This is a genomic window from Gemmobacter lutimaris, assembly GCF_003570715.1.
Taxonomy (GTDB): domain Bacteria; phylum Pseudomonadota; class Alphaproteobacteria; order Rhodobacterales; family Rhodobacteraceae; genus Gemmobacter; species Gemmobacter lutimaris.
Genome location: NZ_QXXQ01000010.1, coordinates 1 through 20637, shown reverse-complemented (window position 1 = coordinate 20637; position 20637 = coordinate 1). Strand labels below are relative to the sequence as shown.

The 20637-nt window shown below is 62.5% G+C and carries 24 protein-coding genes and 1 pseudogene; 16 read left to right on the top strand and 9 right to left on the bottom strand.

Features of this window, described 5'->3' with window-relative positions; all coding sequences use genetic code 11:
• Window positions 1–4: 4 nt before the first annotated feature.
• A complete protein-coding gene (locus tag D2N39_RS15775; RefSeq protein WP_119135748.1) occupies window positions 5–796 on the bottom strand; it encodes a cyclase family protein in 792 nt (263 codons plus the stop codon).
• Window positions 797–908: 112 nt separating this feature from the next.
• Here D2N39_RS15775 and D2N39_RS15770 point away from each other — a divergent pair, with 112 nt between their 5' ends.
• The 6 genes from D2N39_RS15770 to D2N39_RS15745 all read left to right on the top strand — a co-directional run bounded on the left by D2N39_RS15770 (window position 909) and on the right by D2N39_RS15745 (window position 7662).
• Window positions 909–2477, top strand: a complete 1569-nt coding sequence (locus tag D2N39_RS15770; protein ID WP_119135747.1) for a phytoene desaturase family protein — start codon at window positions 909–911, stop codon at window positions 2475–2477.
• Between the two features lie 45 nt (window positions 2478–2522).
• The gene (locus D2N39_RS15765; protein ID WP_119135746.1) at window positions 2523–4043 is read left to right on the top strand and encodes an ABC transporter substrate-binding protein; all 1521 of its coding nucleotides are present in this window, start codon (window positions 2523–2525) and stop codon (window positions 4041–4043) included.
• Window positions 4044–4142: 99 nt separating this feature from the next.
• Window positions 4143–5150 carry an ABC transporter permease gene (locus tag D2N39_RS15760; RefSeq protein WP_119135745.1) on the top strand — a complete coding sequence of 336 codons (1008 nt, stop codon included), beginning with the start codon at window positions 4143–4145 and terminating at the stop codon, window positions 5148–5150.
• Window positions 5143–6003, top strand: coding sequence for an ABC transporter permease (locus D2N39_RS15755; protein ID WP_119135744.1), 861 nt, complete (start codon window positions 5143–5145; stop codon window positions 6001–6003). Before D2N39_RS15760 ends, D2N39_RS15755 begins: the two co-directional genes overlap by 8 nt.
• Window positions 6000–6869 (top strand): ABC transporter ATP-binding protein, encoded by an 870-nt coding sequence (locus D2N39_RS15750; RefSeq protein WP_119135743.1) that lies wholly within the window; start codon window positions 6000–6002, stop codon window positions 6867–6869. Before D2N39_RS15755 ends, D2N39_RS15750 begins: the two co-directional genes overlap by 4 nt.
• Window positions 6862–7662 (top strand): ATP-binding cassette domain-containing protein, encoded by an 801-nt coding sequence (locus D2N39_RS15745; RefSeq protein WP_119135742.1) that lies wholly within the window; start codon window positions 6862–6864, stop codon window positions 7660–7662. Before D2N39_RS15750 ends, D2N39_RS15745 begins: the two co-directional genes overlap by 8 nt.
• A gap of 54 nt (window positions 7663–7716) precedes the next feature.
• Here the strand turns inward: D2N39_RS15745 and D2N39_RS15740 are convergent, their stop codons facing one another.
• Both D2N39_RS15740 and D2N39_RS15735 read right to left on the bottom strand, forming a co-directional pair.
• Window positions 7717–8205: a hypothetical protein gene (locus D2N39_RS15740; RefSeq protein ID WP_119135741.1), complete on the bottom strand. Its 489-nt coding sequence runs from the start codon at window positions 8203–8205 to the stop codon at window positions 7717–7719.
• A 179-nt stretch (window positions 8206–8384) separates the two neighbouring features.
• The gene (locus tag D2N39_RS15735) at window positions 8385–9194 is read right to left on the bottom strand and encodes a response regulator (protein WP_119135740.1); all 810 of its coding nucleotides are present in this window, start codon (window positions 9192–9194) and stop codon (window positions 8385–8387) included.
• A 130-nt stretch (window positions 9195–9324) separates the two neighbouring features.
• Here D2N39_RS15735 and D2N39_RS22950 point away from each other — a divergent pair, with 130 nt between their 5' ends.
• The 3 genes from D2N39_RS22950 to D2N39_RS15725 are packed head-to-tail and all read left to right on the top strand — an operon-like array spanning window position 9325 to window position 11821.
• A complete protein-coding gene (locus D2N39_RS22950) occupies window positions 9325–9471 on the top strand; it encodes a NepR family anti-sigma factor (RefSeq protein ID WP_233557214.1) in 147 nt (48 codons plus the stop codon).
• Window positions 9468–10040, top strand: coding sequence for an RNA polymerase sigma factor (locus tag D2N39_RS15730; RefSeq protein WP_119135739.1), 573 nt, complete (start codon window positions 9468–9470; stop codon window positions 10038–10040). Before D2N39_RS22950 ends, D2N39_RS15730 begins: the two co-directional genes overlap by 4 nt.
• Entirely contained in the window at window positions 10037–11821 is a 1785-nt protein-coding gene (locus D2N39_RS15725) for a sensor histidine kinase (RefSeq protein WP_119135738.1), read from the top strand. The genes D2N39_RS15730 and D2N39_RS15725 overlap by 4 nt, the downstream gene beginning before the upstream one ends.
• A 37-nt stretch (window positions 11822–11858) precedes the next feature.
• On the opposite strand, the gene D2N39_RS15720 is transcribed toward D2N39_RS15725, so the two are convergent.
• Entirely contained in the window at window positions 11859–12218 is a 360-nt protein-coding gene (locus D2N39_RS15720) for a hypothetical protein (RefSeq protein ID WP_119135737.1), read from the bottom strand.
• Window positions 12219–12480: 262 nt separating this feature from the next.
• Here D2N39_RS15720 and D2N39_RS15715 point away from each other — a divergent pair, with 262 nt between their 5' ends.
• Window positions 12481–12654, top strand: a complete 174-nt coding sequence (locus tag D2N39_RS15715; RefSeq protein WP_082400959.1) for a DUF1328 domain-containing protein — start codon at window positions 12481–12483, stop codon at window positions 12652–12654.
• A gap of 59 nt (window positions 12655–12713) precedes the next feature.
• On the opposite strand, the gene D2N39_RS15710 is transcribed toward D2N39_RS15715, so the two are convergent.
• The 4 genes from D2N39_RS15710 to fliK all read right to left on the bottom strand — a co-directional run bounded on the left by D2N39_RS15710 (window position 12714) and on the right by fliK (window position 15335).
• Entirely contained in the window at window positions 12714–13283 is a 570-nt protein-coding gene (locus D2N39_RS15710) for a DNA-3-methyladenine glycosylase (protein ID WP_119135867.1), read from the bottom strand.
• On the bottom strand, window positions 13280–14092 hold the full coding sequence (locus D2N39_RS15705; RefSeq protein WP_267899583.1) for a phosphotransferase family protein: 813 nt from the start codon (window positions 14090–14092) through the stop codon (window positions 13280–13282). Before D2N39_RS15705 ends, D2N39_RS15710 begins: the two co-directional genes overlap by 4 nt.
• 77 nt (window positions 14093–14169) lie before the next feature.
• Window positions 14170–14817 (bottom strand): flagellar hook capping FlgD N-terminal domain-containing protein, encoded by a 648-nt coding sequence (locus D2N39_RS15700; protein ID WP_119135735.1) that lies wholly within the window; start codon window positions 14815–14817, stop codon window positions 14170–14172.
• An 11-nt stretch (window positions 14818–14828) separates the two neighbouring features.
• The gene (gene fliK, locus D2N39_RS22945) at window positions 14829–15335 is read right to left on the bottom strand and encodes a flagellar hook-length control protein FliK (RefSeq protein WP_158589851.1); all 507 of its coding nucleotides are present in this window, start codon (window positions 15333–15335) and stop codon (window positions 14829–14831) included.
• A gap of 1323 nt (window positions 15336–16658) precedes the next feature.
• On the opposite strand from fliK, the gene D2N39_RS15690 reads away from it, so the two are divergent.
• The 6 genes from D2N39_RS15690 to D2N39_RS15665 all read left to right on the top strand — a co-directional run bounded on the left by D2N39_RS15690 (window position 16659) and on the right by D2N39_RS15665 (window position 20317).
• Window positions 16659–16943, top strand: a complete 285-nt coding sequence (locus tag D2N39_RS15690; RefSeq protein ID WP_119135733.1) for a chemotaxis protein chel — start codon at window positions 16659–16661, stop codon at window positions 16941–16943.
• Entirely contained in the window at window positions 16933–17271 is a 339-nt protein-coding gene (locus D2N39_RS15685) for a hypothetical protein (protein ID WP_119135732.1), read from the top strand. Before D2N39_RS15690 ends, D2N39_RS15685 begins: the two co-directional genes overlap by 11 nt.
• Before the next feature lie 200 nt (window positions 17272–17471).
• On the top strand, window positions 17472–18677 hold the full coding sequence (locus D2N39_RS15680; protein WP_119135731.1) for a flagellin N-terminal helical domain-containing protein: 1206 nt from the start codon (window positions 17472–17474) through the stop codon (window positions 18675–18677).
• A 70-nt stretch (window positions 18678–18747) separates the two neighbouring features.
• Window positions 18748–19125, top strand: coding sequence for a flagellar biosynthesis regulator FlaF (gene flaF, locus D2N39_RS15675; RefSeq protein WP_119135730.1), 378 nt, complete (start codon window positions 18748–18750; stop codon window positions 19123–19125).
• A complete protein-coding gene (flbT, locus tag D2N39_RS15670; protein ID WP_119135729.1) occupies window positions 19122–19526 on the top strand; it encodes a flagellar biosynthesis repressor FlbT in 405 nt (134 codons plus the stop codon). Before flaF ends, flbT begins: the two co-directional genes overlap by 4 nt.
• Window positions 19523–20317, top strand: coding sequence for a DUF1217 domain-containing protein (locus tag D2N39_RS15665; RefSeq protein ID WP_119135728.1), 795 nt, complete (start codon window positions 19523–19525; stop codon window positions 20315–20317). Before flbT ends, D2N39_RS15665 begins: the two co-directional genes overlap by 4 nt.
• A 213-nt stretch (window positions 20318–20530) precedes the next feature.
• Here D2N39_RS15665 and D2N39_RS15660 read toward each other — a convergent pair.
• Window positions 20531–20637 (bottom strand): annotated as a pseudogene (locus D2N39_RS15660) (IS5/IS1182 family transposase); the annotation flags it as partial.

The window sequence follows — 20637 nt, the reverse complement described above, 5'->3', positions numbered from 1 at the left end:
GGCGTTACGCCTTCGGCACCAGCGCCAGCGCGCGGATGGGCGAGCCGGTTCCGTTCTTGATCTTCAGGGGCGCCGCAATCAGGATCGCGCCCTTCGCTGGCAGCTTGTCGAGATTGGCAAGCGAGGCGAGGCCGAAGCGGTTGTTCTTGTGCAGCAGGTTATGCGCCGGGAAGGGCGGGTTCATGCCACCGGCCTGACCCGCATCGGTGCCGATGCACTGGCTGCCCCAGCCGACGATGCCCTTGGCGATCAGATAGTCGATGACCTCGGCGGTCGGTCCCGGCGTATGCGGGCCGGTCGCATCGGCATTGAGGAACTTCGCCTCGTCATCGGCGAAACGATCCCAGTCGGACCGCAGCACGACCCATTCGCCGGCCTTGATCTCGCCATGCGCGGCCTCCCAGGCCTTCACATGGTCGATGGTCAGCAGGAAGTCGGGATTTTCGGCGCATTCCTTGCTGAAATCCAGCACGTTGACCGGCGCGATCAGGCGCTGCACGTCCAGCGTGTCGGTATAGCCGTCCGAATAATCCTTGCCGGTGATCCAGTGATGCGGCGCGTCGAAATGGGTGCCGCTGTGCTCGCCCAGCTCCAGCCAGTTCCAGGCCCAGAAGGGCCCGTCCTGATCGTATTCGCTGATGCGGTGGATCTTGATCGGCGGCGTGTCCTTGGCCAGTTCCGGCGGCAGTTTCAGAAGCGGCGTTTCCGGGCCCAGAACGCCCGAGCAATCCACAACGTCGATCCCGCCCGACAGAATCATTTGGCCGAGCTGGCCCAGAAGAGCCTGAGAAGTCATCGCTATCTCCCTGAATGGCGACCGCATCTGGCGGCGGTCATCGCATGAGAATCACTCTAGACAGATTTACATGCATTTGCAAATATCATTGTCAGACAGGGAGCAAAGAACGATGGCGGAAAGCCTCGATGTCATTCTGGTCGGCGCGGGTCACAATGCGCTGGCCGCAGCCGTGCATCTGGCGGCTAAAGGTTGGAAAGTCGGCGTCTTTGAACAGGCGCCGGTGGCTGGCGGGGCCGTCAAGACCGGCGAATATACCCTGCCGGGGTTCAGGCACGACTGGGCGGCGATGAATCTGTCGCTGTTCGCCGGATCGGCCTTCTTCAAAAGATATGGCGCAGAATTGCAGGGCCATGGCCTTGAATTCGTGCCGGTTTCACGGCCCTTCGCGTCAGCGTTCCCGGATGGGACGTGGCTGGGTGTCAGCACCGATATGGCGGAAACGCTGGCGCGGATCGAGGCGGTCTCTGCCGCTGACGCGAAACGCTGGGGGGAGCTGGTCGCCGGTTTCGGGGCAGAGGCGCCGCATTTGTTCGGCCTGCTCGGCAGTCGCATGAATATGTATGCACTTGCATCGTTCATGTTCAAAACGATTCGCGCCAAGGGCGTGGGTGGCACGCTGGACATGGGGCGCTTCCTGCTGGAAAGCCCGCGGCGCTGGCTGGACCGGACGTTCGAGTCCCCGAAGGTGCGGGCGATGCTGGGCGCCTGGGGCATGCATCTGGATTTTGCGCCCGATGTGTCGGGCGGCGCGCTGTTTCCCTATCTGGAGGGGATGGCAGGGCAAGCCTTCGGCATGGTGCTGGGGCGCGGGGGGGCGGATACGATCATCCGCGCCATGGTAGCGATGATCCGGGCCAAAGGCGGCGTCGTGGAAACCGGCGCCCGCGTCGCGCGGATTGATCATCAGGGCGGCAAGGCGACCGGCATCACGCTGGCGGACGGCCGCCGCTTCACCGCGACGCGGGCGGTGGTCGCCGGGGTTGCGCCGCGCGCATTGCCGAAGCTGACCGGCGGGACCGAGCCGGGATTCGATCGGGCGATGACCGAATACGCCCATGCGCCGGGCACGATGATGATCCACATCGCCGCCAGCGACCTGCCCGACTGGGCGGCGGGCGGCGCGCTGCGCGATTTCGCCTATGTGCATCTGGCGCCCTCGCTGGATCAGATGGCGCGGACCTATCAGCAAGCGCAGGCGGGGTTGCTGCCGGACGAGCCGATCCTCGTGGTGGGGCAGCCGACCGGGCAAGACCCGACCCGTGCACCGGCGGGCAAGCATGTGATCTGGCTTCAGGTCCGCATGGCGCCGGGCACCATCCGGGGCGATGCGAAGGGCGAGATCGCCGCGCCCGACTGGACGGCGGCGGCCGAACCCTTTGCCGAGCGTGCGCTGGACATCCTTGAACGCTATGCGCCGGGTTTCCGGTCAAAGATCCTCGCGCGCCGTATCGTCACCCCGGCCGAACTGGAGGCGGAAAACCCCAATCTGGTCGGCGGCGATCAGGTTTGTGGCAGCCACCATCTGAGCCAGAATTTCCTCTTCCGCCCCGTCCGATCCCATGCGGACGGGTCAACTCCGATCCGGAACCTGTTCCTTACCGGCGCGGCCGTCTGGCCCGGCGCGGGAACCGGGGCCGGATCGGGCTTTCTTCTGGCGCAGAAACTTGCCGGAAAATAACGACATAAAAACAAGAACAAAGCCATCAACCAACAGGGAAAACCCATGAAGCTCAACCGTCGCAGCCTTTTGAAGCTTTCCGCAGCCGGGGCAGCGCTTTCGCTGACCGGCCTTCCGGCCTTCGCCGCCATTGACGAACTGGTCATTGCCTATAACGTCAACCTGCCGAGCTGGGACCCGACGGTCGGCCCCTCGGCGGTGAACCCGACGATCCAGGGCATCTACCAGTCGGTGTTCGACCAATACATCCTGCAACAGCCCGACCTCAGCCCCGCCCCCGGCCTGCTGACGGAATGGGGCTGGAACGACGACCGCACGCAGGTCTGGATGACCGTGCGCGAGGGCGTGAAGTGGCATGACGGATCGGATTTCACCGCCGAGGATGTGGCATGGAGCCTCGCCCGCGTCGCCAACCCCGACACCGGCTCGCCCATCCAGTTCGTCTGGGGCACGCTGAAGAACCACCGGGTCGAGGGCAACAAGGTCATCGCCGATGTGGCGCAATTCGACCCGACGATCTTCAAGTGGATGTATTTCCTGACCGGCTATGTGCTGCCGAAAGCCTATTATGAAAAGGTCGGCGCCGAGGGCTTCGAAGCCGCGCCGGTCGGGACCGGCCCCTATATGGTCGAGAAATTCGAGCGCAACGCCTATGTCCGCCTGAAAGCGAACGAGGCCTATTGGGGCGGCGCGCCCGAGTTCAAGACGGTGACCATCAAGTTCGTGACCGATTCCGCCGCCCGCGTGGCCGAGGTGGAATCGGGGAATGCCCACGTCACGCTGGAAATGCCCTATGAGGAATATGACCGGCTGAAGAACGGCCCGCTGGCCGGGGTGGCGACGCCGGTTTCCGATATCGGAATGATCTTCCTCAACGATATCGACGTCATGCTGGACCCGAATGTGCGCAAGGCCGCCGCACTGGCCATCGACAAGCAAACCATCATCGACCGGCTGCTTTCGGGCTATGGCGTTGCCATCGACACGCTGCAAACCCCGGAATACGAGGCCTATGACGCCTCGATCAAGGTCGGCTACGACCCGGAGAAGGCGAAGGAGCTGCTGGCGGCCTCGGGCTACAGCCCGGAAAATCCGGTGAAGTTCAAGATCCAGACCACCAAGGGTTTCAAGCCGAAGGATTACGAGATGGTGCAGGCCATTGTCGGCCTGTGGCGCAAGGTGGGGATCGAGGCGGAGATCGAGGTTTACGAGATCGCCAAGCATTATGAACTGCGCGCCGCCGACCAGCTTGCCCCCGCCGCCTTCTACAACTGGGGCAATTCGGTGGGCGATCCGACCACCTCGACCGGCTTTGCGATGTTCGGCCCCTCGCCGCATTCCGTCTGGGATGGCGCCGATCTGATCGAGAAGATCGCGCCGCTTTGGGGCGAGGCGGACGAAGCCAAACGCATCGCGGGCTGGAAAGAGGTGGATCGCTACATCGCCGAGAACGCGCTGGTCATTCCGCTGCTGCAATATGTGCAACCGATCCTGCATGCGCCGGGCGTGAAGGTGGTGCCGCATGCCTCGGGCGCGCTCTTGCCGCATCTGATGACGCGGGGCTGATCCGTCGGCCGTGGGGGACTTCACGTCCCCCACACCCCCTGTGGGATATTTGAACCAAGATGAAAGCAGGCCGCGTTCGGGCGTGGGCAGGAGAGGCATGTGTTCTGGCAGAAACTGATCGCGCGGATCGGCACGACGGCGGTGACCCTGATCGGGGTGGCCGTGATCGTTTTCGTCGTCATCCGCGTGGTGCCCGGCAATCCGGTGGCGATGATGCTGCCGCCGGGTGCGACCGAGGCGGATGTGGCGCGGCTGACCGCGCTTTACGGGTTGGACAAATCCATCCCGGCGCAATTCCTGATCTGGGTTCAGGGTGTGTTGCAGGGCGATTTCGGCACTTCGATCACCACGCGCCAGCCGGTGCTGGATCTGGTGCTGGGCCGTTTGCCCGCGACGCTGGAGCTTTCGATCATGGCGCTGGTGATGGCGGTCATCATCGGCGGCATCGCGGCGCTGACCGGCACGCGGCTGCGTGGCACCAAGGCCGAGGGCGCCATCGACGTGGCGAATGGCATGGCGCTTTCGGTGCCGGATTTCCTGTGGGGGCTGGCCTTGATCCTGCTGTTCGGGGTGTTGGTGCCGGTCTTCCATATCTCGGGGCGCGTCACGCCGTCGCTGGACCTGCCGTTCACCACCGGGTTCTACCTGTTCGAAAGCCTGTTCCGGCTGCGCTTCGATCTTTGGGCCGACATCGTGAGCCATATGCTGATGCCTGCGCTGGCGCTGGCCATTCCGCTGGCGGCGATCATCGGGCAGTTGCTGAAGCAGAGCCTGAAGGAAACCATGCATCTGGATTACGTCACGCTGAGCCGGACCAAGGGCTATGGTGAAAACCACGTCATCACCCGCGAGGCGCTGCCCAATGCGATCCTGCCGACGCTGACGCTGGTCGGCGTGCAGTTCACCTTCCTGATCGGCGGCACGGTGATCGTGGAGCGGCTGTTTTCCTATGAGGGCTTGGGCAACATGGCGATTGATGCGGTGATCAACCGCGACCTGCCGCTGATCCAGGGTATCGTGATCCTGTTCGCGGTCATCTTCACTGCCGTCAATCTGGTGGTGGACCTGCTGTATACGGTTCTGAATCCGAGGCTGCGTCATGGCTGATCTGACCGATGGCCGCGGCGCGGTGAAGCGCCGGATCGGAACGCGGCTCTGGCTGGCGGGGGGCTGGCTGACGCTTCTGCTGCTCGCGGCGGTGTTCGCGCCGCTGGTGGCGCCGCAAGACCCGTTGGCGCAGGATCTGTTCCTGACCCGTCTGCCGCCGTTCTGGGAAGAGGGCGCGGAGGCTGGTTACTGGCTGGGCACCGACAGCCTTGGACGCGATGTGCTGAGCCGCATCATTTACGGCGCGCGTCTGGCGCTGGTGGTGGCGCTGGTTGCGGGCAGCATCACCTGCCTGATTGGCTCGGCGCTGGGGCTGATGGCCGGGTTCCTGCGCGGCTGGGTCGATCTGGTGATTTCGCGCCTCATTGACATCTGGATGGCCTTTCCGCCGGTGTTGTTCTCGATCCTGCTGATCGCGGTGATCGGGCCGGGGCTGCATTCGATCATCCTTGCCATTGTCATCATCGATTGGACGCGCTTCGCGCGCGTGGTGCGGGCCGAGGCGATGGCGCAGGGCGCGATGGATTACGTCGCCTCTGCGCAGGTGGCCGGGCGCGGGCGCATCGGCACCATGCTGCGGGAAATCCTGCCCAATGTGCTGCCTACCATCGTGGTGCTTCTGACGCTGGAAATGGGCATCGCAGTGATCGTCGAAGCGATCCTGAGCTTTGTGAACCTGTCGATTTCCACCGACGATCCCACTTGGGGCGGCATGATCGCCGAAGGGCGCGCCAGCGTCTATCAGGCGTGGTGGGTGCTGGTTTTCCCGCTGATCACGCTGTTCCTGACCGTTCTGGCCTTTTCGCAACTGGGCGAGGGGCTGAAGGACCGCTTTGACCCGGTGCTGCGATGAGCTTTCTGTCTGTGAAGAACCTGACGCTGCGCCTGCGCGACAATCGCGCGCCCTTGCTGCGCGATGTGTCGCTGGAGGTCAGCGCGGGCGAGGTGCACGGGCTGGTGGGCGAAAGCGGCGCGGGCAAAAGCATGATCGGCAAGGCCGTTCTGGGCATCCTGCCGCGTGCGGTGGAGATCGCGGGCGGCGAGATCTGGCTGGACGGGGTGGACCTGCTGACGCTGCCGCCAGCCGCGCGGCGCAAGCGGGTGGGCGGGTTGGCCGCGCTGATCCCGCAAGACCCGCTGACCGCGCTGAACCCCTCGCGGCGGATCGGGCCGCAGATCACTGACCGGCTTGTGGATATTCTGGGCTGGAAACGAACCGAGGCGGAGGCGCGCGCGCTGGATCTGCTGGGCGAGGTGCAGATCAATGATCCGGCACGCGTGATGCGGCAATATCCGCACGAGCTTTCAGGCGGGATGCGGCAGCGTATCCTGATCGCCAGCGCCTTCGCGGCCGAGCCGAAGCTGATCGTGGCGGACGAGCCGACTACCGCGCTGGATGTGACGGTCCAAAAGCAGATCCTGCGGCTGATCGCGGGGATGCAGGCCCGGCACGGCACAGCGCTCTTGTTCGTGACGCATGATCTTGGCGTGGTGTCGAAGGTCTGCCAGAGCCTGTCGGTGCTTTATGCTGGCCGGATTCTGGAACAGAGCACGGTGCGCGATTTCTTTGCCGCGCCGACGCATCCCTATTCGGCCGCGCTGCTGGGGGCGACGCCGAAATACACCGATCCCGAAGGGTCGCTGACCCCGGTGCCCGAGGCCATCATTGCCCGCCTGCGGGCCGAGATCGCCGCTTATGACGAGGCGCATCATGGCTGAGCTTTACACGGTGGAAAACCTGCGCCTGTCGCTGGCCGACATGACGCGCAAGCCGCTTCTGGGTGCTGCGCCGCGGATCGAGGTGCTTCGGGGGCTGAGCTTTTCAATCGCCAAGGGCGAGATCATTGGTATTGTCGGTGGCTCCGGTTCCGGCAAATCGACGCTGGGGCGGGCGCTGATCCGGCTTCTGGAACCCTCGGGCGGCAGCATCCGCTTCGACGGGCAGGACATTACCCATCTGGGAGAGGAGGCGCTGCGCCCGCATCGGCGGCGGTTCCAGATGATTTTTCAGGACCCGATGTCGAGCCTCAACCCCCGGCACCGGGTGGGCCAGATCATCGCGGGCCCCCTGCGTCTGCACGGGTTCGACCGGGTAGAGGCGCGTGTGATGCAGGCGCTGGATCACGTCGGCCTGCCGCGCGGCTTCGCGCAGCGCTATCCGCACGAGCTATCAGGCGGGCAGCGGCAGCGCGTCGGGATCGCCCGCGCCATCGCGCTGGAGCCGGAGTTTATTCTGGCGGACGAGATCGTCTCGGGCCTCGATGTTTCCAGCCAGGCGCAGGTCTTGCGGCTGCTGGAGGATCTGGTGCGCGAGTTGGGGCTGACACTGGCCTTCATCAGCCATGACCTGAGCGTGATCCGCCGGCTCTGTCATCGCATCATGGTGCTGTATCGCGGCGAGATCGTGGAACTGCGGCAGACCGCAGAACTGTTTGCCGATCCGCAGGCCGCCTATACCCGCGAACTGTTGGAGGCAATTCCGCTGCCCGACCCGGAACAGCGCTGGATCTAGCAAAGAAAAACCCCCGCCGTGGGCGGGGGCATACTGGTTACGAAAAGCTTTCGGTTACGGCAGGCGCTTGGCCACCGTATCGGCAAAGGTATCGACCAACGCCTTGTAGTGTTCCGGCGCGTCGGTCATGCTGGTGATCGCAACAGCGCCTTCGGGCAGGAAGCTGTTCATCATCTCCATGGTCACCATGATTTCGTAGGTATCCATGTTGGTGCCGTCGGCATCATGCAGGCGCACCATGCCTTTCAGCACGGAATCCTGCGCCCCGATGGCGGTCTGGAAGCTGTTGGCCAGCGACACCTCGTCGATGTCAACGCCCACAGTCAGGCCCTCATCGGCCACGCGGTCCTGAATGCGGGCAAGAATTGCCGATTGCAGGTCAGCGGCCAGGTTACCGTAATATTCGGCCGCTTTCGGATTGGCGATTGCGGCGACATCGGTTTCCACTTCGACTGCCTTGATCGGTTTCGCATCCGCCAGAGCCATGCCGGAAACCGGCAGCGCAAGTGCGGTGGACAGGGCAAGAATATGCAGAACTTTCATGGTCAACCTCTTGATACAGAGCAGAAATTTTATCTCTGCCTTCTGGGGTGACAACGCGGGGTCTTGCCGGGTGGTTCCCGAAAATGTTTGAAATTCCGGCGCGCCCCTCCCGGTGCTGGCTGTCTTTCGGACAACAAGAAAGGGGGGGCGAAGCCCCCCTTGCCGCGCGGCCAGATCGTTCAGGCGCGCAGGGTCTCGGTCGAGGAAAAGAACATCGCCTGACTGACAGCCGAGCGCACCTGCGTTTCGGAGAACGGCTTGGTGATCAGGAAGGCGGGTTCCGGGCGTTCGCCGGTCAGCAGCCGTTCGGGGAAAGCTGTGATGAAAATGACCGGCATCTGTTCCCCCGAGGCGAGGATTTCATTCACGGCGTCGATCCCCGACGAATTGTCAGCAAGCTGAATGTCGGCGAGGATCAGGTCGGGCTGTATGCGGGCTGCAAGGGCCACGGCTTCGGCGCGGGTGCGGGCGATGCCGGTAACCTCGTGCCCGCAATCGGTGACGATATCCTTGATGTCCATGGCAATGATCGCCTCGTCCTCGATGATCATCACGCGGCCCGAGATCGAGTTTTCCATCTCGCGCAGGGCGATGGCCACCAGCTCGGCCGCCTCTTTCGCGGAAACCCGCAGGATGGCACCGATTTCGTCGGGGGTGAAACCTTCGATCACCGACAAGAGCAGCGCCTCGCGCGAGTTGGGTGTCAGGTCGCGCATATGGCGCTGGGCACGTTCGGCCAGCGGGCTGTCGGCCTCGCCCACTGGGGCGCCGGCGCTGGCCCAGACCAGATGGAAGACGTGAAACAGGGCGACCTTCACGCTGGCGGCCTCTTCCAGCGGTGACAGGTCTTCGAGCAGGGTTTCCAGTGTTGCGGCGGCAAAACGGTCGCCGCTGGTCTGGCTTCCGGTCAGGGCGCGCGCGTAGCGGCGCAGATAGGGCAGGCTGCCCCCTACCGCTGCGGCGAGATCGGTTTTTGCCAGGTCAGTCATTCAATGCTCCCCGATGTGACAAGCAGTTGCTTTTTTCGGGAACCAAACGCTTCGGACGGCGTTTGGTTCCAGAGAATCCGCATGAATGTCAAAATGACATGAGGCCCCCCCTGAAGGCATGATGAATCCAATGACAAACGCATCCCGCAAATCAAGCCTGCAACAGCAGATCGATGAGAACCTGAAGCGTGTCTACGAAGAGACGTTGAAAGAGGAAGTTCCCGATCGGTTCGTGCAGTTGCTGGAGCAGCTCAAGGCCAAGGAGCGCGAAAAATGAATGATGCTCCCGGTGCGGCCGATCCGCGGGAAGAGATCTTGACGCATCTTCCCGCGCTGCGGGCTTTTGCAATCTCGCTGACCCGCAACCCCTCGCAGGCCGATGATCTGGTACAGGACACCATCGTCAAGGCTTGGTCCAATATCGACAAGTTCACTGTGGGCACCGATCTGCGAGCTTGGTTGTTCACCATCCTGCGCAACACGTTCTTTTCCGACCGCCGCAAGAAAAAGCGCGAGGTCGCGGACCCGGACGGGCTGCATGCGCAGTCCATGTTTGACAAGCCGCATCACGACGGGCGGCTGGCCTTCGCCGATTTCACCCGAGCGTTCTATGAACTGTCGGACGAGCATCGCGAGGTGCTGATCCTTGTCGGTGCCAATGGTTATTCCTGCGAGGAAGCGGCCGAAATGATGGGGGTTGCTGTCGGGACGGTGAAAAGCCGCACCAGCCGCGCCCGTAATCGCCTGGCGCAATTGCTGGGGATGGAGCCGGGCGAGGATGTTCTGGGCGGCGACAGCGGCGCAACGCTGGCCGTGCTCAGCCGGTCGGGAACACAGGCCGCATGATGCCGACAGGGGGGCCGGTGCGGCGGCGTCTTTCCATCCTTTCACGGCTTGGTTTTCGGCTGATGGTCATGTTCGGCATCGTCCTGATGCCGCTGGCCGTGCTGAGCTATGTGCAGATCCGGCAATACCAGCGCGAAGCGACGGCCCGCACCGAAGTTGCGGTTCTGGGCCAGACCATGCAGGCCGCCACCCCGACGGTGGAACGCATCATGCGCGGGCAGGGGGCGGTTGCCGGGTTGGCCGTTGCACTGCCGGGCATGATGACGGACCCGGCGAACTGCCGGTCGGTGATGGAGGGTTTTCTGGCGCAGGAGGAAAATCGCGTCTATTCTTTCGCTGGCTTCATCGACCGCGACCTGCAAGTGCGTTGTTCGCCGCAGGGCGACCGTGACATGAGCTTTCGTCAGGATCTGAAGGAAGCCATGGAACTGGACAAGCCGACCATGCGGCTTCGCACACGCGGCGCGATCAGCGGCACCAGCGTTCTGGTTTTCCTGCATCCCGTGCATGACGCCGCAGGGACAGTGCTTGGTCTTGCGGCGCTGTCCCTGCCACATCAGGCCGTGCAATATGACATGCTTGGCGAGCGCGCCTTCAGCGGCGGGGCGGAACCCAATGCGCTGATGACCTTTGACGCCGAGGGCGAGATCCTGACCTCAAGCCTGCCGCTGGAGGACACGCGCAGCATGCTGCCGGTGTCTGTGCCGCTGTCCGATCTTGCGGATGGCCAGCCCCACAGCTTTTCCGGCAGCGCGATGTCGGGGCGTCAAAGCGTGTTTGCGGTGGTGCCGATCGCCGAGGGCAGCCTGTTCCTGCTGGGCAACTGGCCAGTCACGGTGACGGATGCAACGATCGTCGAAACTTCGATCCCCATTGTGGTGTTTCCGGCGCTGATGTGGCTGGCGAGTCTTCTTGTGGCGCAGCTAGCTGCAGAACATCAGGTGCTGCGCCATATCCGCACCCTGCGCGATTCCATCGTGGCTTTTGCCGATGGCGACCGCCGCCTGCCCGATCTGGATCTGGAGAGCGCCCCCAGCGAATTGCGCCGGGTCGGCATCGCGGTCGAGCGGATGATGGAAAGCGTTCTGCATGATGAGGCCGAACTGGAAGACATGGTTCACCAGAAAGAGGTGCTGCTGCGCGAGGTGCATCACCGGGTGAAGAACAACCTGCAACTGATCGCCTCGATCATCAACATGCAGATCCGCAAGGCGCGCAGCCCCGAAAGCAAGGGCCTCTTGCGTGGCTTGCAGGACCGGGTGATGAGCCTTGCGACGATCCACCGCGAACTTTACCAGACCAGCGGCCTGACCGATATTCGTGCCGACGAATTGCTGCAAAGCATCGTGACTCAGATCATGAAGATGGCTGGCCGTCCCGGTGATCCGTTGAAGCTGACGACCAGCTTCGCGGATATAAGGCTGACCCCGGATCAGGCCGTGCCACTGTCGCTTCTGGTTACAGAGGCGCTGACCAATGCGTTGAAATATGCCTCTGCCGCGCCGGGCGAACGACCGGAATTGCGGGTTTCGCTGCGGCGCGACGCAGAGTCGCAGGCCGAGGTCGAGATCGTGAACAGCATTGCGCCCGAGGATCAGCGCGCGTCACCGTCGCCAGACAGCGCAGCGGAAAGCACCGGGTTGGGCGAAGCCTTGCTGTCGGCCTTTGCCGGCCAGCTTGGCACACGGGTCGAGGTGGAAAACACCGGCCAGGAATTCGCGCTGCGCTTTGCCTTCATGCCGAACGCACTTGCCGATGCCGAGGAACGCGCGGTCACCTGAGGCATGGCCGCCCTGTGGATGGCAGGATGCCGACGCCTCAGGCGCTGATTTGGCGCAGCGTGATGCGGGCCTGTTCCACCTCTGCCCGCAGGCTGCGCAGCAGCGGGGCGAGCTCCGGCTCGACCCGCGATTCCGCAAGGGCGACATCAAAAAGCCGCAGCAGCTCGGCCTCGCGGGCCAGAAGGTGCTGAACACCGGACGGGCCGGAAAACTGGCTGCGTCGGCGCGGGCGGTCCTTTCGGCTCAGCCGACTTCGCAGCGTCATGGCAGCACGGCGACGGCGCACCAGAACACTGTATAGCAGCGGTGTCGGTGACCTGGCCTGCATATTCTCCATCTCTTCGAGGCTTGTCTCGAATTCGATCAGCAGGGCAACAAGGGCACGTCTCAATGGCATAGGCAAACTCGTTCTGGTCTTTCAGGCCAGTCGTCAGGGCCAGTCGTCAGGGATTGAAGGACAGATGGGAAACCCGATGTCTGGCAATCGGTTCCACCCAGCGCACAGGGTTGTGACGAAACTGTCAAGAAAAGTCGTCAGCCGCAGTCATGAAAACGCCACTCACCGGGAAAACTGGCTCTGAACGGAACCATATCGTGCCTCTGTCGTTGTCAGGGTGGAAGCGCCGAAAGGCGAAAACCGCACACAACAGGAGAAGATCATGCTTGGTTGGGCACTTACCTTTCTGATTGTCGCGCTGATCGCAGCGGCGCTTGGCTTTGGCGGGATTGCGGGTGCGTCCGCCGGGATCGCCAAGATCCTTTTCATTGTATTCATCATCCTTTTCGTCGTTGCGATGATCGCGCGCGCGCTGCGGGGGCGCCCGCCGGTCTGAGCCGTTCAGGGATGAAATTCCGAATGGGACCGCGGGCATTCCTGCGGCCCCATTTTATTTCAGGGCTCGTTTCGCTTCGGGAATGGACGACTGAGTGATGCTGACCCCGCCAACCCGAAACGCCACGGCATTTCGCATGCCCGGCTGATGCCGATGCGAGGCCCCGTCAGCACGATGACAGAACTCGATGCGGTATGAATGCAGAATTCCGGCTGGTCAAAGCTCCGGCCATCCATGTCCGGCCCGACGGCCAGTGCCTGACCCAGCCGACCCGGCCCCGCTGCCAGCATCTTGTCGGGCATCTCGCCGCGTCGTGCCCGCATCTGTGTAAGACCCAAGGTCGGTTCCATCCCGCGCAGCAGCACGGCGGAGCCTTTGGCGCAGACCACGTTCAGGCACCAGTGGATGCCATAGCTGCGATAGACATAGGCGTGACCGGCTGGCCCGAACATGGCCGCATTGCGCGCTGTTCTGCCCCTGAAGCTGTGCGAGGCGGGATCGTCGCGTGTATAGGCTTCGGTTTCGCAGATGATGCCGCCGCATCCGTGGATGGACAGATGACAGCCGATCAGGCTTCGGGCGATCTCCGGTGCCGGTTGGTCGAAGGCGGAAGTGGCAATGACGGTCATGTCTGCGCCGCGTGGACCGCGCGGCATTCATGGTCAAGAGCCTCTGCATATCCGTCATGCCCTTGCGACGCCCGCAACGCACAGTGGGCCGCGATGCGCCAGTGCAGCAGCGGCGCCAGAAGATCATACCGGGCCAGGACGTCGGCCATGCCATAGGTCGCGCGGAATGCGGCAATTTCATCCGCAGAAAGGCGGCTGCCGCGGTAAAGAAGCTGCATGCCGGGCGAAAGAAAAAGCGCGATATCATCGACCGGGTCGCCCAGAGCCGGGCACTGCCAGTCGATCAGCAGAGCCTTGTCGTCATTGCCGATGATGTTGCCGGCAACGGGGTCGCCATGCAGAAACGACAGGCGGACAGGTGCGGACGCCGGAACCTGCGGGAGCGGCGGCAAGGTTTGCCGCACCGCCCAGGTCATGGCGTCGGCCAGAATGGCTGTGTTGCCGGTTGGGGGGCGGCGGAATGGCAGGGCCGTCGTGGGTTGGCCATGCAACTGTGCCAGCAGGCGACCGATACTTGCGGCGCCCTGTCGCCAAGGCTGTCCCTCGACAAAGCGGTAGGCCAGCCAGTTGTCGCCTCCCGCGACTGGCGACGGGGCCAGGCCCGTGCCCTCCAGCAGCCGCAGGGCGGTGTATTCTGCTCCAGCGTCGTTTGGGAACAACGGGGACGCGGCCGCCGGGTGATGAAGCTTGATGACCAGTGCCCCGACACGCCAGACCCGGTTCACGCGCCCACCTGCCAGCGGCTGCCAAACCTGCGCCCTCAGGTCCGGCAACGCCGCACAGACATGTGCCGCTTCGCGGGGAGACATATGAAGGCTGGGCGGCGTCAGGGCTGTCATGTCGGGGGGCGAAGCTAGGCTGCATTCAGCGCGCAGGCAAGGCAGAGCTATTCGCGCAGCGCCGTGACAGCACCAACTGCAATCTCGGCACCACCAGCCATCTTCAGCCGCATGCCGTCAGTACCGCCGCGCACCTCGAGAATGCGGCCATAGACCTCCACCGGCGAGGGATCGAGTTGAGTTTCCCCCTGATAGTTTTCCAGAGAGAGGTGATACTGGCCATTCGGCAAAGGCTCTCCTGTCATGTCCACTGGCGCCCAGTCCAGTTCGGTGGCCTCGGGCGGCAGATCCAGCCGGTTCACGACGCTGCCGTCGGCATCTGTCACGACAAGGACCACGCGATTCGCGCCCGAAGCCGGGGTTGTCGCCAAAGTTACCGGGGCTCCGTCCCTGACATATAGCGGCATTTCGGCGCGCGCCTCGTTGCCGACCCAACCCGACATTTGCGCCATGCCCAGAAGACCGAACTGCGTCTGCATCGCCGCCAGCAGTTGATTGGTCTTGGTCTGCTGTTCGACGCCCGAGAAAGTTGCAAGTTGCACGGCATAATCCGCGCTGTCGATTGGGTTGAGCGGATCCTGATTCTTCATCTGCGTGGTCAGCATCTTGAGAAAGGTGTCAAAATCCGAACTGAGGCTGCTTGCCGTATAGCCCGGCGTCGTCGGGGCTGTCGTCCCGGTCTGAGCGATTTCCATGTGTCATCCTTTCACAATCTGAGATCAAGGCCGTCGCTGATCCGGGGTTTCGAGGCGGAAAGATCGGCAGAGGTGGTGGCGACTGCCGGGTCTGGCGGGTCTGATGGCGCCAGTGCGGCAGGGGTATGCGCATGGCGCTCCCCGCCCTGCGCCCATTGTCCAAAGTGCATGTCAGCCTGACGGAACCCGGCGGCCTTGAATTCGGCCAGCAACTGCTCGCCGTTGCGGCGCAGAAGATCCAGCGTTTCAGGTTGTTCGGCGCGGATATGCGCATGCACGCGATCCCCGTCGCTGTGCAGGGTCAGCCTCACACGGCCCAGTTCCTGTGGGGCCAGCGAAAGCTCGATCCCCTGTTTGGCCGCTGTACTGGCCGCGTCGGCATTGGCCTGTGTTGAAGGGGCTGCCGACATCTGTGCGTGTTGCAGGACAATAGGGGGTTTTGGGGGCGGGCGCTCTGTGCCCAGACCGGCGCTGGCAGGGGGCAGTTCTGTCGCGTCGCTATCGTGTGCTATGGTCATGTTGTCGTCCGAAGGCAGGGGGAAGGCTGTCTCGGGCGTGGCTGGATGTTGCACGTCTGCAGGGCGGATAGGCAGCTTCGCGTGCATCCGGGCAGGCGTGTGCCCTGCTTCAACATCCCGGTGACCGGGCGAGGGTGCTGTCATTGCCCCGCCCTCGGCCAAGGTTTCAGCGGTGCGTGGGGCCTGACCCGTGGGCAGGACGACTGCTGGTGAATCAGGTTTGGTCAAGAAGTATGGCTTGAAAGGCGGCGCAGGTTCCGGGGCAGGCAGTTGTTCCGCCGGCACTGTGCTGATGCGTAGGCGGGCAGCTTCGGCACCCGATACTGTTGCAGGCGCAGGGGCCGTCAAACGTGTCCTGGCAGGAAGCTCGCCAGCGAGAGTATCCAGCCCGTTTGCGGAATGTGGTCGTGCGCCCGTCAGTAGGGTGACGGACGGTTCTGTGGATGGATGTTCCATGAGCAGATGCGGGACGGTGCCCTTCGGGTGTTGAACTGGCGCCGGTTCGCTGCCCACAGGTTTGCCGGATCGTTTCGCTGTTACAAGCCCGGTATCCAGCGGATCAGCGAGCGTTGCAGTGGCGCCAGAAGCGGCATGCTCGGGGGCGGGAGAGTGATGTGCGGGATATTGCTCTGCTCGCTCCGACAGGGTCGCGTCGAAATGTGACCAGAAAGCGGGAGTGGGCAGATCATCTGTGACAAACGCCGACATCGCCGGCTGAACATCGAGCGGAGCATTGCCCGTCGGAAGAGCCAGATGCGGCGCGGCCATGACATCCGGTGATGTATGGTCCGGCGCGGCAGGTTCGGTCTGGTAGACTGCATATCCTGTGCCATGCGGGATTTCAGGGTCTGTCAGCGTGATGGCCGCATCATTGTCTGCTGCTGCGCAAGCTTCCAGAACAAGAGGTTCTGGCGTTTCTGCGGCTTCGTCTCCCGGTAGTTCATGGCAAGCTCTCTCTGGCGCTTTGCTTTGTGCATTTGTGCCAAGCGGCATTCGGGCAAGCGGTGTTACAGGCACTGTCTCGGCTTTGACACCATCGCCGGATTCGGGATCAGGGCGGCGATTCCCGTGTGATCTCAAGGGGGCCTGACAGGATATGAGGCTGTCCTGCTCCAGCGATCCCAGAACAGCCAGAAACGCCAGTTCCGCCCCGGCGACCGTCTGGTGAAGGGAAGTCGCCGTTTGTGGTGTGGCAAGGAGCAGAAGGGGCGGAATCACCGATGCCTCTCATTTTCGATCCAGCTTCGGTTATCGCGGCAACGGGTTACCGGATGTTTACCGCCTGAGCGCAATTTGCAGGAAACCTGTTTCAAGGAGATACGGATGGTTGTTTCCATATCCTTCAAAGAACCAAGCTTGCCGGTTCGTGCACCCGAGTCCCGCATACAAGCCCGTGCTGCGGAGCTCGAAACCGCATTCCTGTCGGAAATTCTCGGCTACTCCGGGCTTTTTGCAGCGGAAACGGAGTTTTCTGGCGGTCCGGGGGCGGCGCAATTCGCCTCTTTTCTGCGAGATGAATATGCGCGCGGGATCGTGGGCTCCGGTGGCCTTGGCCTTGGCCGGGCCTTTGTCGATGCGATGTGGCGGGGGCAGACCCATGGCAACTGAAGCGGCATTGCGGGTGCTGAACCGGCTGGCGATGATTCGTCAGATACTGCTGTCGGGTGATCTTCTGGCCTTGGCGGAGCAGGAGAATTTGTTGCGGCAGGAATTGCAGGGTGCGGTTGGCGCATTGACTCCGAAGGAGCGCGCGCGCTTGCAGGGGCAGGCGCGGGAAAACGAAACCCTGCTCAACGCGACGCGGTGCGGTATCCGCAGTGCCCTGCGCCGTATGGCAGAGATTCGTGCCGCCGCGACCGCTTTTGGCACCTATGACGATGCCGGAAAGCGGCAGGATCTGCCACATCGGGCATCTGGCGTGAACCGGCTGTTCTGAACTGCATCAAATACCGGATATTGCGTCGGGTATGGCGGGGCGGATTTAGGGAAGTGTTAGAGATTCCCACCCATCAATCGAGGGGCATCCTGACAGGGTGGCACGGCAAGGTGGAAGCCGCCGTATAGCGCAGAAGGCCGATCCAGCCGCGATGCGGCAACATGCCCGGCGCAAAGCGTCGGCCCAGGAAAGGAAATGACATGTCGTCCATTCTTACCAATACCAGCGCGATGGTCGCCCTTCAGACGCTCAAGGGGATCAACAGCAATCTCAATCAGGTGCAATCGGAAATCTCGACCGGGAAATCGGTCGCCACGGCGCGCGACAATGCTGCCGTCTGGGCGATCTCGAAGGTGATGGAATCCGATGTCGAAGGCTTCAAGGGGATCAGCGACAGCCTTGCGCTGGGTTCGTCCACCGTGGCCGTGGCGCGCGAAGCCGCCGAAACCGTGACCGACCTGCTGACGCAGATGAAGGGCAAGATCGTTGCGGCGCAGGAAGACAACGTTGACCGCACCAAGATCCAGACCGATATTGTCGCTTTGCGCGACCAGATCGCTTCGGTCGTCGGCGCGGCGCAGTTCAATGGGCTGAACCTCGTCGATGGTTCGCAATCGACGGTGGATGTTCTGGCCTCGCTTGATCGTTCCGGCAGTGGGGTCAGCGCCTCCAGCATCACGGTCAATGCGCAGAACCTGTCGGCGGGGAATTATGCGGCCAAGAATGTCTTTGGCACCTCGGACGGCGTTTCCGCCAATGGCGATACCGCAGGTTTCCAGCTCGACAATGCCACGGGCACCGGAATGATCGAGATTGATGATTCCGGCGCGGCCTTTGCTGCGGGAGACAGCGTTTCGGTCACGATCGGCGGAAAGACCGCCACTTATACGGTGACGGCTGACGACGTGGGCGCAACAACGCCCTCGGATATGGTGGCCGTCGGGCTGAAGAACGCCATCGACAGCCTCGGGGTCAGCGGCCTGACGGTGGATTACGACAGTGGCTCGCCCGGCCAGCTTGCCTTCACCAACGGCGGAACTAACGATCTGACGGTCAGCGCGCAGTTCAAGAATGCGGGTTCGGGCGGGCTGTCGGCGCTTTCGTCGGTGGATGTCTCCACTTCTGGCGGGGCGGCTGCAGCACTTGGCAATATCGAATCGATGATCCAGACGTCGATCAATGCGGCGGCCGATTTCGGTTCCACCCAGAAGCGGATTGACACCCAGGCCGGTTTCGTCAGCAGCCTGACCGATTCCCTGAAAACCGGGATCGGCAGCATGGTTGATGCCGATATGGAAGAGGCGTCGGCGCGGCTTCAGGCGTTGCAGGTCCAGCAGCAACTGAGTGTTCAGTCGCTGTCGATTGCCAATCAGTCGCCGCAAAGCATCCTGTCTCTGTTCCGCTGATGACAAGGGCGGCGCGGTAATCCGCGCCGCCACCCCCTGATTTCATCCCGCACAGCAGGAAGGATCTCCCGTGCTTGCCAGCCAGTTTGCGCGGTCTGCCTATGGCAGCCCCCATGCCCCCGTTCGTTCGGATCGCCAGAACGAATATGATCTCTTCGCGCGTGTGACGCGCGTGCTTTCGGATGCGGCGCAACATCGTCAGACCGACTTTCCGGGCTTTGCGGCAGCCCTGAATGACAATTTGATACTGTGGCGCACTCTGGCCGCCGATGTTTCCGACGATGGAAATGCTTTGCCACCTCCGCTGCGGGCGCGACTGTTCTATCTTTATGAATTCACTGCTGCGCATAGCCGAAAGGTGTTGGCTGGGCAGGCCGGGACGGAGATTTTGGTCGAGATCAATACCTCTGTCATGCGGGGCCTGCGCGGCGAAAGGGCGCCGACATGACCGGTCTTGTGCTGAAACTCGGACCACATGAGCGGGTTCTGATCAACGGTGCCGTGGTCGAGAATGGCGACCGCCGCTCGCGGCTTTCCATCATGACACCAAATGCCAACATTCTGCGCCTGCGCGACGCCATTCACCCGGCGGAAGTTACGACTCCGGTGCGGCGGGTCTGCTATATCGCGCAGCTCGTGCTGTCTGGCGATGCCGATCCGTCAGAGGCACGGTTGCAACTGTTGCGCGGGATCGAGCAATTGAGCCAGGTTCTGACCGATGCCGACAGCAGGCAGCAACTCGCCGCGGCAACCGATGCAGTGCTGGAGGATCAGCATTATCAAGCGTTGCGGGCGCTGCGTAGTCTTCTGCCGAGGGAGGAGCGGCTGTTTGCCGCGCGCCCGACATGACCTTTACGCCGGTCATCCCATTTTCTGGCTATGCAGGCTGGAGCTTCCTCCAGAGGACGCTGGATGTCCAGAAGGCAGCCTTCAACGCTGATGCCGGGATGCAACGCGAGGAGGCTTATTTTCGGGGTCATATCGGGAATATCCAATCAGCGGAGCAGCTTGTTGCTGATCACCGCCTGCTGAAAGTGGCGCTCGGTGCCTTTGGTCTGGAGGCGGATATTGGCAACAAGTTCTTCATTCAGAAGGTATTGAGCGACGGAACGCTTGATGCCGGTGCGTTGTCCAACAAGTTGTCCAACAAGCAATACAAGGCAATGGCAAAGGCTTTCGGGTTTGGCGACTTCAACACCCCAAGAACCAGGCTTTCGGATTTCCCCGATGAAATCCTTGCGAGTTTCCGCGAGAATCGTTTCGAGGTTGCGGTGGGGGAGAGTGATGCCGATATGCGCGTCGCGCTTTATGCGCAGCATGCTTTGCCGGATATTGCCGCAGGCACAATCAGCGAAGATGGAAAATGGTTCAGTATCATGGGGTCAGCCCCCTTGCGTAGCCTGTTTGAAACGGCATTTGGCCTGTCCTCAAGTTTCGGCGCGCTTGATATCGACCAGCAACTTGAAACCTTGAAATCCAAGGCAAAGACCGCATTCGGGGAGGATAGTGTCGCGCAATTTTTCTCGATAACCGCGCAGGAAAAGCTGACCCGGCTTTATCTGGTGCGCACTCAGATCCGGCCGGGCATGAATCCCGGGCTTCTGGGGCTGAACACTGCCTTGCAACTGATGCGGTCGTAACGTCGTCAGCTGGTGGATCAGCCAATCAATTCCCCCGGTCTGCGATATCATGCAGGGGGGGCGTCCCACTCTGTCCAGAATACTGAACAATTTTACCGGCTGAAAAGGTGGATGTTGCCTTCAGATTGCCGGGTTCCGAAAGCCGATCGCCAGCATGGCTGCAAAGCGATCTGGCTTCGGTTGTATTTGCCTCGGCTCCAGACTCATTGATCGTCAAAGCCAGAACATGACGGTTGCTGCGAGGGCGACAGCAGAGAGGAAGGTCTTGGCACATCTGTCGTAGCGGGTTGCGATGCGGCGCCAGTCCTTCAATCTGCCGA